The organism is Stenotrophomonas testudinis (assembly GCF_024499815.1).
Classification (GTDB): Bacteria; Pseudomonadota; Gammaproteobacteria; order Xanthomonadales; family Xanthomonadaceae; genus Stenotrophomonas.
This window is the reverse complement of the sequence record NZ_JAMOKY010000001.1, coordinates 194,767-208,337: the sequence shown is the minus strand read 5'-3', so window position 1 is coordinate 208,337 and position 13,571 is coordinate 194,767. Positions and strand designations below refer to the sequence as shown.

Sequence of the window (13,571 nt, the reverse complement as noted above, 5' to 3'; positions counted from 1 at the left end):
CGGTTTGTGCGGTGCAGCGTAAAAGCCGCCGCGATGCCCGGCGAAGCCCGTCGACGCCGCGATCCCCGGTAGCGCCGGGCCATGCCCGGCGGGATGCCCGCCACACGTCACCGCGCAGCACGCGGTAGCATTCGCTTTCCCCCGCGTCCTTCCGTTCCCCGCCGATGCGCCTGCTGCTGGTCGAAGACAATCCGGATCTGGCCGATGCCATCATCCGCCGCATGCGCCGCAGCGGCCACGCGGTGGACTGGCAGGCCGACGGCCTGGCCGCCGCCAGCGTGCTGCGCTACCAGAGCTTCGACCTGGTGGTGCTGGATATCGGCCTGCCCAAGCTGGATGGCCTGCGCGTGCTGGCCGGCATGCGCGAGCGTGGCGACAGCACGCCGGTGCTGATGCTGACCGCACGCGATGGCATCGAAGACCGCGTGCAGGCACTGGATGTCGGCGCGGATGATTACCTCGGAAAGCCCTTCGACTTTCGCGAATTCGAAGCGCGTTGCCGCGTGCTGCTGCGGCGTGCACGCGGCCAGGCCAGCGAAGTGGTGCAGGTGGGGGGCTTCCAGTTCGACAACGCCGCGCACCGCGTCAGCGTGGACGGTGAGCCGATCGAGCTGCCTAACCGCGAATACCGACTGCTGGAAATCCTGGTCGGCCGCCTCGGGCAGGTGGTCGGCAAGGACGAGATCGGCAACGGCCTGTTCGGCTTCGACGACGAAGCTGGGCCGAATGCCATCGAGCTGTACATCGGTCGCCTGAGAAAGAAGCTGGCCGGTGCATCGCTGCGCATCACCACCGTGCGGGGTGTCGGCTACCTGCTGGAAGAAGCCGGCGACGGCAGCAGCGATGGCGATGGCTGAGGCCCTCACCGCGGTAGCCGCGCCGGGTTCGCTGCGGCGCATCCTGCTGCTGTACCTGGGCACGCTGCTGGCGGTGTTCGCCGTGGCCCTGCTGTTTGCCGCGCGCGATTACGGCCAGCGCGCCGCGAACCGTTCCTACGACCACCTGCTGGTGTCCTCGGCCCTGTCCATCGCCGATTCGGTGGCGCTGGTCGATGGCCAGTGGCAGGTGGACCTGCCGTACGCCGCGTTGGACCTACTGGCGATGGCGGCGGAGGACCGCGTGTTCTATCGGGTGGCCGACAGTCGCGGCAACCTCATCACCGGCTATGGCGACCTGCCCGCGCCACCGCGTCGGCCGGGCACGCAGCCGCAGCTGTTCGATGCGTCCTACAGTGGCGAGACCGTGCGCTTCGTGGTGGTCTGCCGCAGCTTCGCCGCCGCGTCCGCGCAGGGCGAGGTGCAGGTGCAGGTGGGGCAGACCCGCCGCGCACGCGAGGCGTTGGCGCAGGATATGGTCAACCGCGCGCTGCTGGCCATCGGCGTGCTGTCGCTGCTGCTGCTGGCCCTGGTGGCCTTCGGCGTGCACCGCGCGTTCCGGCCGCTGGTGCGGGTGGAGCGCGAACTGTCGCGACGCGAACCGTCCGACCTGAAGCCGCTGGATGCGCGCGTACCGCGCGAGATGGACCAGATGGTCGCGGCGCTGAACCGTTTCATGGAACGCCTGTCCAGCAGCAACGAGACGCTGCGTGCGTTCATGGCCGAGGCCGCGCACCAGATGCGCACGCCGCTGGCCGCACTGCGCGCGCAGGCGCAGCTGGCACTGGACGATGACGACCCGGACGACATGCGGCGCAGCCTGCAGGCCATCGAGCGCAATGCCACGCACATGAGCCGCCTGCTCAACCAGCTGCTCAGCGATGCCAGCGTGATCCACCGTTCCAACCTGCAGCGCTTCGCGGCCGTGGACCTGGCCGAGACGGTGCACCAGGCCCTGCATGAAGCACTGCCGCAGGCCGGCCCTGCGCCGCGCGTGCAGTTGGCGATGACCGCCGAGCCGGTGCAGGTGCATGGCGATGCGCTGCTGCTGCGCGAGGCGATCAAGAACCTGGTCGACAACGCGCTGAAGTACGGCGGTGACGGCCCGCTGCAGATCGCACTGACCGTGGAAGGCGGACAGGCGGTATTGACCATTGCCGACCACGGCGCCGGCATCGCCGCGGCCGATGCCGGCCGCGTATTCGAGCGCTTCGCCCGTGGCGAGGGCGCACCGGCCGGTGGTGCGGGCCTGGGCCTGGCCATCGTCAAGCGCGTGGTCGACAGCCATGGCGGCCACATCGACCTGAGCAACCGTCCGCAGGGCGGCCTGGTCGCCACCATCCGCCTGCCCCGGAGCAGTCCATGATCCGCCTGTTCGCCACCGCCTTCGCCCTGCTGCTGGCGCTGCCGGTGCTGGCCGCGCCCGGCGATGTGCGCCGCTTTGCCGCGCAGGGCCCGGCCACCGCGCAGCTGCGTATACATGGCAGCACCGACATCGAGGTGTTCGCGGTGGTCATCGCCGATTACCAGCGCCTGCACCCCGGCACCGAAGTGGTGTACGAGGACATCATCACCCAGGACCTGTACGCGCGGTACCTGCACGATCGGGCCGGGCCGGATTCGCCGGACCTGCTGATTTCCAGCGGCATGGACCTGCAGACCAAACTGGTGAACGACGGCCACGCGCTGCCCCACCGCTCGGCGCAGACCGCCGCGCTGCCGGCCTGGGCGCAGTGGCGCAGCGAGGCATTCGGCATCAGCTACGAGCCGGTGGTGATGGTCTACAACACCCGCCGCCTGCCGGCCGCCAAGGCTCCGCATACACGACGCCAGTTGCTGGACCTGCTGCGCGCCGAGGGCACGCCGCTGCGCGGCAGGGTCGGCACCTACGATATCGAGCGCAGCAGCGTGGGCTATCTGCTGGCTACCCAGGACGCACAGCGCGGCAGCATCGCCGGCGCGTTGCTGGGCGCGCTGGGCGACAACGCGGTGCTGCGCGAGGAGCGCACCGGCGTGCTGCTGGACAAGGTCGCCAGCGGCGAACTGTCGCTGGTCTACAACGTGCTGGGTTCGTACGCACAGGCACGCATCGATGGCGGCGCGCCGCTGGCCATCATCGAGCCGGAGGACTACACCCTCGTGGTGCTGCGCACGGCGGTGATCCCGCGTACCGGGCCGCACCCGGAAGAGGCGCGCCGCTTCCTGGATTACCTGCTGTCGCCGCGTGGCCAGCAGGTGCTATCGCGCGAGGCACGGCTGATGCCGATCGTCACCGGCAACGCGCGCAGTGACGACGCGCCCGGACGCAGCCGCCGCCCGATCCAGCTCGGTCCGGGCCTGCTGGTGTACCTGGACGCGCTGAAGCGCCGCCAGTTCCTCGATGCCTGGCGCAGCAGCGTGGAGCCGGCCGGGCGCTGACCCTGCGGGTAGCGCCGGTGTATGCCCGGCGGATGCGTACAATGGCCCCATGAGCGAATACACCATCCTGATCGCCGATGACCATCCGCTGCTGCGTTCGGCGGTGGTGCAATCGCTGCGGCAGATCCTGCCGCTGGCGCAGGTGCGCGAGGTGGCCAGTGCCGATGCCCTGGCCGAAACCCTCGACGCCCAGCCCGAGGTGGACCTGGTGCTGCTGGACTTGACCATGCCGGGTGCGCACGGTTTCTCGGCGCTGCTGCATGTGCGTGGCTCGCACCCGGATATCCCGGTGGTGATTCTTTCCTCCAATGACCACCCGCGGGTGATCCGCCGCGCCCAGCAGTTCGGCGCCGCCGGTTTCATCCCCAAATCCGCCCCGGCCGAGACCATCGGCCAGGCGGTGCAGGCCGTGCTCGACGGCAGCCTGTGGTTCCCGGCGATGGCGCCGGAGCGCAGCGAATCCGATGCCCTGCTGGCCGCACGCCTGGCCCAGCTCACCCCGCAGCAGTTCCGCGTGCTGCTGTGCCTGGCCGACGGCCTGCTCAACAAGCAGATCGCCTACGAACTGGGCCTGGCCGAGAACACGGTGAAGGTGCACGTGACCGCCATCCTGAAGAAGCTGGAGTGCCACAGCCGCACCCAGGCGGCAGTGCTGGTGAAGGCGCTGGAGCCGGAAGGTGACGCGGGCGGGATCTGACCGATGCGCGAACCCCCGGCGCCGTTCTACACCCTCATCAACACGGGTCTCGGCGAGGATCCGGCCGTGGTCGTGGTCAACACGGCGCTGCGGAGCTATGCAGGCCGGGACGCAATTCCCTGGCACCTGCGGATCGGCATCGCCTGCAGAGGATTGGGTGACAACGGCACGCCCACCCCGGAAGAGCTGGAAGTGGTCACGTGCCTGGAAGGGCTGCTCGAATCAAGCATTGGAGCGGACGGCAACGCCGTTTTCCTTGCGCGCATCACCGCCCGTGGCGAGCGCGTGCTGCTGTATCGGGTGGATGATCCCGAACAGGCGAATGACCGCCTGCAGCAGCTGCTCGCCGCACCGGTACAGCTGCGGGAATGGGAGTTCCAGATGGAATACGACCGCGACTGGACGCTGGCCCAGCCCGAGCTTGACCTGCCGCTGCAGGATTTCCGGCTCAACTGAGCTCTGTAGAGCCGAGCCCACGCTCGGCTGATGCCTCTCAGGCGTTGAGCGAACGCAGATCGATGCAGGGACGCATGCGTTCCGTGCCATCCCACTCGGCTGGCAGGCCGACGCTGGCGGCGTCGACGATGGCCTGGCCGATCTGTTCCATGGCAGCGCTGTCGGGCGGGCCCCAGAAGCCAATGGAGAGATCGCTGGCGCGCTTGGCGCGCTTCATGTCATCGCCGGAACAGAAGCAGAACCCTTTGAGGCCTGCATCTGTGCCGCCGCGCTGCCAGAAAAGCTCATTGGTGTCATCGGCAGCGTCGTCCGGCGTATCGCCGCACCCAGCAGTGGCGACGATGCCTGCTGCTTTCAGGACTGCAAATGCCGCATCGATCCTGGCTCGCGCCAGCTTCCACGCAGCAGCGGACATCTTCCGGTCCGGCTTGCGCACCACGACCGAGGGAATGGCGTGGCTGGTCAGCGCGGAAAGCAAGGCCTTCACCAGCGGTGACCAGGCGTTTTCCACGATGTGGTTGCCATGTGTGTCGCACACATCGGGCTGTGCACCGGCATCGATCAGCAGCTGCACCGCCTCGGGTCCTTCCGGCGAAAACTCTGCCGCCAGGTACAGCGCTGAGCGTCCGCCCACGCCGATGTGCTCCAGCGGGCTGCCGGCATCGATCAGCAGGCGCAGGGTCGCGAGGGTGTCCTCCATCGGCGCACAGTCCTGGCTGGATGCGGCCCTTTCCAGTGCGGTGAATCCAAAGGCATCCACCGCGTGCACGTCCGCGCCGGCGGCGAGGAAGGCTGCGGTGGCGGCTGCGTTGGCGTTCCAAGCTGCTTCAAAGATATCCGCGGGAATTTTCACCTTCGGGGACTTCTGCATGCTCAGCGATCCGTGCACGGGTAGGGGGCGATTGTAGGCAATGCAGCCGAGCGTGGGCTCGGCTCTACAGGAAGCGGAGCAATGCAGTCGAGCAAGCTCGACTCTACGCCCGATGCCGCAACAGCATCTGCGTCATCAACGCGCGCAGCGCCGGTGGTCGCACCGGTTTGGGCAGGAAGCCCCACCCGTGTTCGGCGGCATGCGCCTTCAGCGCGTCATCGCGCTCGGCGGTCACCAGGATCACCGGCGGCCGCGCCTGCCACAGCGTGCACAGCGCCTCGTACAGATCCGGCCCGTGCCATTGGCCCATGCGCACGTCCAGCAACAGCAACTGCGGCACGTTCAGCGCGCTGGCGATCTCCAGTGCGCCCTGCGGGCCATCGGCCAACTCGACGTTGCAGCCCCAGCGCTCCAGCAGGGCCCGGGTGGCCGCGCACACCCGCGGGTCGTCGTCAATGCTCCACACCCGGCACTGGCGCAGCGGGCTGTCGTCGGACGGTTCGGCGGCCAGCACGGGCGGCGGTGCCGGCGCGGCCACATCGTCGGCATGCCCCAGCGCCACGCTCACCGCGAACACGCTGCCCTTGCCCAGCGTGGAACGCAGGCTGATGCGGTGGCCGAGCAGTCGGCCGATGCGCTCGACGATGGCCAGGCCCAGGCCCGCGCCGCGTTCCTGTTCGACGCCATCGTTCAGGCGGCGGAATTCCTCGAAGATCTCGCCCTGCAGGCTTTCCGGAATGCCCGGCCCCTGGTCGTGCACTTCGATGCGCAGCTGGTCGCCCACGCGCCGGCAGCCGATCAGCACGCGTCCGCGCGGGGTGTAGCGCAGCGCATTGGACAGGAAGTTCTGCAGGATGCGGCGCAGCAGGGCTTCATCGCTGACCACCACCGCGCGGGTGTCGATCCAGTCCAGCTGCAGGCCACGGCTCTGCGCGGCGATGCCGAACTCGCGGGCCAGGGTCTCCAGCAGCGGCGACAGTGCGAATGCACGCACGCGGGTCTGCAGGGAGCCCGATTCCAGCCGCGAGATATCCAGCAGGCTGTTGAGGATGGCGTCCTGCGCGGCCAGTGCGGCGTCTACGTGCTCACTCAGTTCGCGCGCTTCGCCATTCAGCCGCGCGCGCAGCACCGAAACGAACATGCGCGCAGCATTCAACGGCTGCAGCAGGTCGTGCACCGCCGAGGCGACGAAGCGGGTCTTGTAGCGGTTGGCCTGCACGGCCTCGCGGCGCGCTTCCTCCAGGTCATGGGTGCGCTCGGCCACCCGGTGTTCCAGCGCATCGGCCAGAGAGCGCAGTTCGCGCGCGGCGTTCTTGTAGCTGGTGATGTCCGCATAGCTGGTGACGAAGCCACCGTCGGGCAGGGGATTGCCGCGGATCTCCAGCACCGTGCCGTCGTCCTTCTCGCTTTCGCGCATGTGCGGGCGGCCGCTGCGCAGGTGGTTCAGGCGGCGCTCGATGGCATCGTCGACGGGGCCGGGACCGAGCAAGCCGCGGCGGGCGTTGAAGCGGAACAGCTCCTCGATCGGCCGGCCCACCCGCACCAGCCCCTGCGGGAAGCGGAACAGTTCGATGTAGCGCGAATTCCACGCCACCAGGCGCAGTTCGCGGTCGATGATGACCACGCCCTGCGGCAGGTGCTCGAGGCTGCGGCTGAGCCCGCTGTCGGCGTCGGTGGCGGCCTGCAGCAGGCCGTCCTGGGCGGTGCGCAGTTCCTGCGCGTGCTGCTTGAGCAGGGTTTCCAGCTCGCTGCGGCTGCGCTGGCGGTGCCGGGACAGGCGCCGGCGCTGCTGCACGAACAGCACCAGGAAGCCCAGTGCCAGCCACACGGCGGCACCGGCCATGGCCGCGGCGCGGCCCACGCTGGACGCACCGCCGGCGTCATGCAGCAGGTGCAGGCTCCAGTCCTCGTCGGGCAGCGGCAGGGTCTGCCACAGCATCGCCTGCGGCAACGCCGGGTCGAGCAGGCGCACCATGCGCCCGCCATCGGCCAGCACATCTTCGGTGCGCACGCGCAGCGGCTGCAGCGAACGGTCGGCGTACTGGCGGGCATCGAGCATCTCGCGGCGCTCGTCGGCCCCCAGCGGGCGCAGCAGGCGATAGCGCCACTCATCGCGGTTGGCCAGGAACACCACGTCATGGTTGTCGCTGGCCAGCACCACGTCGGGGCTGCCCAGCCATTCCTGTTCCAGTGCGGACAGCTCGATCTTGATGACGATCACGCCGATGCGCTGGCCGTCGCCATCGACGATCGCCTCGGACATGAAGTAGCCCGGCACGCCGGTGGTCATGCCGATGCCGTAGAAGCGGCCACGCCCATGCGCCAGCGCCTGCTGGTAGTAGGGGCGGTAGGCGTAGTCCTCGCCGACGTTGGTCGAGGGCTGGTCGAAGTTGCTGGCCGCCACGGCCACGCCATTGCGGCCGACCAGGGTCAGAGTCGAGGTGCGGGTGACCTGGTTGGCGCGCTGCAGCTTGAGGTTCAGGCGCTGCGTTGCGGCGGGTGTCAGCGGCGCGCGCAGCGCCTGCAGCAGGTCCGGGTCCAGCGCCATTACCTGCGGCAGGGTGCCGAAGCGGTCAATGCGCTGCTGCAGCCCCTGGCCGTACAGCTGCAGCTGGCGCTGCACCTGGTTGCTTTCTGCAGCCAGCGCGCGGCGCCAGGCGAAGTGGCCGGCGGCGATCGCGCACAGCACGGTGCCACCGACCAACACCGCGATGGTCAGCAACAGCATCCGGTGGCGGCTGAGCCAGTACATGGCGGCAGTCTACGCAGGGCCGGCGGGGGTGGCATGCACGCCCGCCGGTCTCTGCTCTGTGGAAGGGATCAGAAGTGCATCTGCGCGCGCAGTTCGAAGATTTCCGGGGTGCTGTGCACGCCACGGCGGCTGGCATCGACCTTCACGTAGTTCGCCTGGAACTTGAAGTGGCTGGTCAGGTACCAGTTGGCGCCCACGGTCAGGTCATGCTGGCGCCCGCCGAGGATGCTGCCGTCGTCGAGGTCGATGCGGCTGTAGCGGGCCAGCAGCTCGACCGCACCGTAGCTGTGGGCCGGCTTGATGTTGGCGACCGCGCCGGCGCTGTACGGGCGCGATTCGCCGGTCAGCACCCAGCTGGCCATGGCGTACTGGCCGCTGCCGGTGTAGTCGGGCAGGCCCTTGCGGGTCACCGTGGCCTGCAGGGCTTCACCCTGCAGCGAGAATGGACCGCGGATCCAGATGCCTTCCAGGCCGGTGCGGCGGATCTGGTCGGCAGTGACCAGCGCGCCGGAGTCGACCAGGCGGATGTCGGTCAGGCCGGCTTCCGGGCGCGCACGCAGGCGGGCGCTGGCTTCGTGGTGCACGTCGCGGCCGTCGCGGTAGCCGCGCGGGTTTTCCTGCGAATAGGCCAGGCCAAGGTGGACCACGTCGCCCGGTGCCTTGATCGGGGTCCAGACCGCGCGCACGGCCTGGGTGGTGCCGGGGTTGTCACCCTGCAGGTCCTTGCCACCGTAGGCGCCAGCCTGCAGCAGGTACTGCGGGCGCTCCAGCACCCATTCCACGCCGGTGCGACGGCCTGCGTAGAAGGCCTGCACGGGCAGGGCGGTCTCCAGGAAGCTGCCGGCGCGCGAGGAGGTGTTGCCGTCCAGGCCGACCGGGGTCTTCATGTAGCCGAAGCGGAAGCGGCCGACATCACGGCCGAGGAAGGCCTTGCTCTCGAAGCGCACGAACACGTCCAGCCAGGTATCGGACTGGAAGTCGTAGTACACCATCGCGTCGTACACGCCCTTCTTCTTCAGGGTCGCGCCGAACTCCTTGCGGCGCACGGCGTCATCGTCTTCGATCCCGCTGCCAGAGGAGAAGTCGTTGTAGTCGTAGGCGATGTTGCCGGTGGCGGCCAGTTCGGTGCCATCGCTGAAGGCGTACTTGGTCGGCCAGTTGTCAAAATCGGCGGCGGAGGCGAAGGCGGGCAGGGCGGCCAGCGACATGGCCAGCAGGGTCGGAATGGGGCGCATGGTGGTGCGGCTCTCTCTCTCGGATGCGTGTGGACAGGACAACAACGGCCGCGCTGGCCGGAACTTTCGCAGGGGGGCGCCCGATCGTTCAGGTCGGGCCGGTGGCCGTCCCCGGGACAGGCGGTGCGGCGCCAGTGTAGGCACCCGAGCCACCTGAACCGGGGGGCTAGTACCAATAGGTTATCTGCGGCGGCGTGCCCTGCGCGTACAAAGGCGTCCATTGGACACGCCCGTGCATGCCGCGCAGGTCGGTCCAGATCCACGGAGACGGTCCCGCCAACGCGGGAGCCGTATGCGCAAGAACCGCCCCTTCCGGAGTCCGCCATGCACATCCCGACCACCCCGGCGCTGCCCAGCAAGCCGCTGCCGCTCTACCGCCAGCTGTACTTCCAGGTGATCGTGGCGATCATCCTGGGCGCCGTCCTCGGCCACTACGAGCCGATGATCGGCGAGAAGATGAAGCCGCTGGGCGATGCCTTCATCAACCTGGTGAAGATGATCATCGCGCCGGTCATCTTCCTGACCATCGTCACCGGCATCTCCGGCATGACCCACCTGCGCACGGTGGGCCGCGTCTTTGCCAAGGCGATGGCGTACTTCCTGTTCTTCTCCACCCTGGCCCTGATCGTGGGCATGATCGTGGCGCACGTCGTGCAGCCCGGCGCGGGCATGAACATCAACCCGGCCGAGCTGGACCAGACCGCGGTCCACAGCTACGTCGAGAAGTCGCATGACCTGACCCTGGTCGGCTTCCTGATGGACGTCATCCCGAAGACGCTGATCAGCGCCTTCGTCGACGGCAACATCCTGCAGGTGCTGTTCGTGGCCGTGCTGTTCGGCATCGCGCTGGCTTCGGTGGGTGAGAAGGGCAAGCCGATCGTGAACTTCCTGGAGGCGCTGGTCGCCCCGGTGTTCAAGCTGGTGCACATTCTGATGAAGGCCGCCCCGATCGGTGCCTTCGGTGCCATCGCCTTCACCATCGGCAAGTACGGCGTCGGTTCGCTGATCAACCTGGCCTGGCTGGTGGGTTCGTTCTACCTGACCGCCTTCCTGTTCGTGGCCGTCATCCTCGGCGTGGTCTGCCGCCTGTGCGGGTTCTCGGTGTTCAAGCTGGCCCGCTACCTGAAGGCCGAGCTGCTGCTGGTGCTGGGCACCTCCTCCTCCGAATCGGCGCTGCCGTCGCTGATGGAGAAGATGGAACGCGCCGGCTGCAGCAAGTCGGTGGTCGGCCTGGTGGTCCCCACTGGCTACTCGTTCAACCTGGACGGCACCAACATCTACATGACCCTGGCCGCGCTGTTCATCGCCCAGGCCACCAACACCGAACTGACCCTGGGCCACCAGATCGCCCTGCTGCTGGTCGCCATGCTCAGCTCCAAGGGCGCGGCCGGCGTCACCGGTGCCGGCTTCATCACCCTGGCCGCCACTCTGGCCGTGGTACCGGAAGTGCCGGTGGCTGGCATGGCGCTGATCCTGGGCGTGGACCGCTTCATGAGCGAATGCCGCTCGCTGACCAACTTCATCGGCAACGCGGTGGCCACGGTGGTGGTGTCGCGCTGGGAAGGCGCGCTGGACCGTGACCGCCTGAAGCTGGCGCTGGACGGCCGCGAGAGCGAGCTGCCGCTGCCGGTCGATGCCGTGCCGGAGGCACTGCCCGCCAAGGGCTGACACAGGTGTGTGGTACCGCGGGGCCGGTCACGTGAGTGACGCGGCCCCGCAACGTTTCAAGGCGACCCATGGCTGTCGTGGGCATCGCCGAAGCTGGTCCCTGGACTAGTCGCATACGGCACGGAATTGTGCAGTCGCAGCATGATTGCGACAGGATAGCGACAGGTCCAGGCCCTCCAACGGGGGTATCATCCCCTGTCCCCCTTGCCCATTCATTAATCCACGTCGATGTCCAACGAAGATTTCAAACAGGCCGCCCTCGATTACCACCGGATGTCCCCGCCGGGCAAGATCAAGGTCTCTGCAACCAAGCCCATGCTGACCCAGCGCGACCTGTCGCTGGCGTATTCGCCGGGCGTTGCGTACGCCTGTGAAGCGATCAAGGCCGACCCGCAGCAGGCCAGCGAGCTGACCGCGCGCGGCAACCTGGTGGCGGTCATCTCCAACGGCACCGCGGTGCTGGGTCTGGGCAACATCGGCGCACTGGCCGGCAAGCCGGTGATGGAAGGCAAGGGCGTGCTGTTCCAGAAGTTCGCCGGCATTGATGTGTTCGACATCGAAGTGGACGAGACCGACCCGGACAAGCTGGTCGACATCATCGCCTCGCTGGAGCCGACCTTCGGCGGCATCAACCTGGAAGACATCAAGGCCCCGGAATGCTTCGTGGTCGAGCGCAAGCTGCGCGAGCGCATGAAGATCCCGGTGTTCCATGACGACCAGCACGGCACGGCGATCATCGTCGGCGCGGCGGTGATCAACGCCATGGCCATCACCGGCAAGAAGATCGAAGAAGTGAAGCTGGCGACCACGGGCATGGGCGCGGCCGGCATTTCCTGCGTGAACATGCTGGTTCAGCTGGGCCTGAAGCCGGAGAACATCCTGGCCTTCGACCGCGAGGGCGTCATCCACACCGGCCGTACCGATCTGGACCCGGAAAAGCAGCGCTATGCGCGCGACACTGACAAGCGCACCCTGGCCGAGATCGTCGACGGCGCAGACATCTTCCTGGGCCTGTCGGCCCCGGGCATCCTGACCGCGGAGATGGTCAAGACCATGGCGCCGGATCCGGTGATCTTCGCCCTGGCCAACCCGACCCCGGAAATCATGCCGGAACTGGCGCGCGCCGCCCGTCCGGACGCGATCATCGGCACCGGCCGTTCGGACTACCCGAACCAGGTCAACAACGTGCTGTGCTTCCCGTACCTGTTCCGTGGCGCGCTGGATGTCGGCGCCACCGCGATCAACGAGGAAATGAAGATCGCCTGCGTGCGCGCCATCGCCGCGCTGGCCCGCCGTGCGGCCACCGACATGGGCTCGGCCTATGGCGGTGACACCCCGAGCTTCGGCCGTGAATACCTGATCCCGCGTCCGTTCGACCGCCGCCTGCTGGTGGAGCTGTCGGCCGCCGTGGCCCAGGCCGCGATGGATTCGGGCGTGGCCGCCCGTCCGATCGCCGACATGGGCGCCTACCGCGACAAGCTGGCCCAGTTCGTCTACCGCACCAGCCTGATGATGAAGCCGGTCTACGACCGCGCGCGCAACGACAAGCAGCGCGTGGTCTACGCCGAAGGCGAAGAAGAAGTGGTGCTGCAGGCCGTGCAGAACGTGGTCGACGAAGGCCTGGCGCACCCGATCCTGATCGGTCGCCCGGACGTCATCGAATCGCGCATCGAGCGTCTCGGCCTGCGCCTGAAGGTCGGCGAGAACATTGAGGTCACCAACATCAATGACGACCCGCGCTTCAACGAATACTGGCAGTACTACCACGGCCTGACCGGCCGCCGCGGCGTGACCGTGGCCGCGGCGAAGAACCTGATGCGTTCGCGCCCGACCCTGATCGCCGCCGTGATGGTTGCCCGTGGCGAAGCCGATGCGATGCTGACCGGCATCGTCGGCCGCTTCCACAAGAAGCTGGGCTACGTGCGCAGCGTGCTGCCGCTGGAATCGAAGGTCACCTCGACCTCGGCCATGACCGGCGTGATCAACCAGCAGGGCGTGTTCTTCTTCGTGGACACCCACGTGCAGGAGGACCCGACCGCCGAGCAGCTGTGCGAAGCGACCCTGCAGGCCGCCTACCGCATGAAGCTGTTCGGTATCGAGCCGAAGGTGGCGCTGCTGTCGCACTCCAACTTCGGCAGCCACGATTCGAAGGATGCGCTGAAGATGCGCCAGGTGCGCGAGATGCTGCTCAAGCGCAACCCGCGTCTGAACGTGGACGGCGAGATGCAGGGCGACACCGCATGGGACGAAGCCCTGCGCCAGAAGCTGCTGCCGGGCTCGACCCTGCAGGGCCGTGCCAACCTGTTCGTGCTGCCGAACCTGGAAGCGGCCAACATCGCTTACAACCTGGTGCGTGTGTTCACCGACGGCGTGGCGATCGGTCCGATCCTGATGGGCGTGAACAAGCCGGTGCACATCCTCACCACCAGCGCGACCTCGCGCCGCGTGCTGAACATGACCGCGATTGCCGCGGTGGATGCGCAGATCCGCAAGCAGCTGGAAGCGGAAAAGAAGGCGTAAGCCTTCGTTCCCGCGACACCTGCAGAAACGCGCCCCATGGGGCGCGTTTCTGTTTCCGCACAGCGGAAACCGGATCGGG

Annotated in this window: 10 protein-coding genes; 7 read left to right on the top strand and 3 right to left on the bottom strand. The window is 68.0% G+C overall.

Going from position 1 to position 13,571, the window contains the following annotated elements; translation table 11 throughout:
- Positions 1-164 precede the first annotated feature (164 nt).
- The 5 genes from NQ204_RS00900 to NQ204_RS00880 are packed head-to-tail and all read left to right on the top strand — an operon-like array spanning position 165 to position 4,446.
- Positions 165-857, top strand: a complete 693-nt coding sequence (locus NQ204_RS00900) for a response regulator transcription factor (protein WP_256642813.1) — start codon at positions 165-167, stop codon at positions 855-857.
- Complete coding sequence (locus NQ204_RS00895; RefSeq protein WP_256642812.1) at positions 850-2,241, top strand: sensor histidine kinase; 1,392 nt, start codon at positions 850-852, stop codon at positions 2,239-2,241. Before NQ204_RS00900 ends, NQ204_RS00895 begins: the two co-directional genes overlap by 8 nt.
- Positions 2,238-3,293 carry an ABC transporter substrate-binding protein gene (locus tag NQ204_RS00890; RefSeq protein WP_116864600.1) on the top strand — a complete coding sequence of 352 codons (1,056 nt, stop codon included), beginning with the start codon at positions 2,238-2,240 and terminating at the stop codon, positions 3,291-3,293. The genes NQ204_RS00895 and NQ204_RS00890 overlap by 4 nt, the downstream gene beginning before the upstream one ends.
- 49 nt (positions 3,294-3,342) lie before the next feature.
- A complete protein-coding gene (locus NQ204_RS00885) occupies positions 3,343-3,990 on the top strand; it encodes a response regulator (protein ID WP_256642811.1) in 648 nt (215 codons plus the stop codon).
- A 3-nt stretch (positions 3,991-3,993) separates the two neighbouring features.
- The gene (locus NQ204_RS00880) at positions 3,994-4,446 is read left to right on the top strand and encodes a DUF695 domain-containing protein (RefSeq protein ID WP_256642810.1); all 453 of its coding nucleotides are present in this window, start codon (positions 3,994-3,996) and stop codon (positions 4,444-4,446) included.
- A 37-nt stretch (positions 4,447-4,483) separates the two neighbouring features.
- On the opposite strand, the gene NQ204_RS00875 is transcribed toward NQ204_RS00880, so the two are convergent.
- The 3 genes from NQ204_RS00875 to NQ204_RS00865 all read right to left on the bottom strand — a co-directional run bounded on the left by NQ204_RS00875 (position 4,484) and on the right by NQ204_RS00865 (position 9,304).
- Positions 4,484-5,317 carry a DUF6891 domain-containing protein gene (locus NQ204_RS00875; RefSeq protein WP_256642809.1) on the bottom strand — a complete coding sequence of 278 codons (834 nt, stop codon included), beginning with the start codon at positions 5,315-5,317 and terminating at the stop codon, positions 4,484-4,486.
- 103 nt (positions 5,318-5,420) lie between these two features.
- Complete coding sequence (locus NQ204_RS00870; protein WP_116864597.1) at positions 5,421-8,069, bottom strand: hybrid sensor histidine kinase/response regulator; 2,649 nt, start codon at positions 8,067-8,069, stop codon at positions 5,421-5,423.
- Positions 8,070-8,137: 68 nt separating this feature from the next.
- Positions 8,138-9,304 carry an OprO/OprP family phosphate-selective porin gene (locus NQ204_RS00865; RefSeq protein WP_256642808.1) on the bottom strand — a complete coding sequence of 389 codons (1,167 nt, stop codon included), beginning with the start codon at positions 9,302-9,304 and terminating at the stop codon, positions 8,138-8,140.
- Positions 9,305-9,628: 324 nt separating this feature from the next.
- Between NQ204_RS00865 and NQ204_RS00860 the strand changes: the two genes are divergently transcribed.
- Together NQ204_RS00860 and NQ204_RS00855 are read left to right on the top strand one after the other, a co-directional pair.
- Complete coding sequence (locus NQ204_RS00860) at positions 9,629-10,972, top strand: dicarboxylate/amino acid:cation symporter (RefSeq protein ID WP_116864595.1); 1,344 nt, start codon at positions 9,629-9,631, stop codon at positions 10,970-10,972.
- A 228-nt stretch (positions 10,973-11,200) separates the two neighbouring features.
- Complete coding sequence (locus NQ204_RS00855) at positions 11,201-13,492, top strand: NADP-dependent malic enzyme (RefSeq protein ID WP_256642807.1); 2,292 nt, start codon at positions 11,201-11,203, stop codon at positions 13,490-13,492.
- Positions 13,493-13,571 lie beyond the last annotated feature (79 nt).

Coding starts and splice junctions, on each gene's coding strand:
- NQ204_RS00900 (WP_256642813.1), top strand. CDS start 165: ATGCGCCTGCTGCTGGTCGAAGACAATCCGGATCTGGCCGATGCCATC.
- NQ204_RS00895 (WP_256642812.1), top strand. CDS start 850: ATGGCTGAGGCCCTCACCGCGGTAGCCGCGCCGGGTTCGCTGCGGCGC.
- NQ204_RS00890 (WP_116864600.1), top strand. CDS start 2,238: ATGATCCGCCTGTTCGCCACCGCCTTCGCCCTGCTGCTGGCGCTGCCG.
- NQ204_RS00885 (WP_256642811.1), top strand. CDS start 3,343: ATGAGCGAATACACCATCCTGATCGCCGATGACCATCCGCTGCTGCGT.
- NQ204_RS00880 (WP_256642810.1), top strand. CDS start 3,994: ATGCGCGAACCCCCGGCGCCGTTCTACACCCTCATCAACACGGGTCTC.
- NQ204_RS00875 (WP_256642809.1), bottom strand. CDS start 5,317: ATGCAGAAGTCCCCGAAGGTGAAAATTCCCGCGGATATCTTTGAAGCA.
- NQ204_RS00870 (WP_116864597.1), bottom strand. CDS start 8,069: ATGTACTGGCTCAGCCGCCACCGGATGCTGTTGCTGACCATCGCGGTG.
- NQ204_RS00865 (WP_256642808.1), bottom strand. CDS start 9,304: ATGCGCCCCATTCCGACCCTGCTGGCCATGTCGCTGGCCGCCCTGCCC.
- NQ204_RS00860 (WP_116864595.1), top strand. CDS start 9,629: ATGCACATCCCGACCACCCCGGCGCTGCCCAGCAAGCCGCTGCCGCTC.
- NQ204_RS00855 (WP_256642807.1), top strand. CDS start 11,201: ATGTCCAACGAAGATTTCAAACAGGCCGCCCTCGATTACCACCGGATG.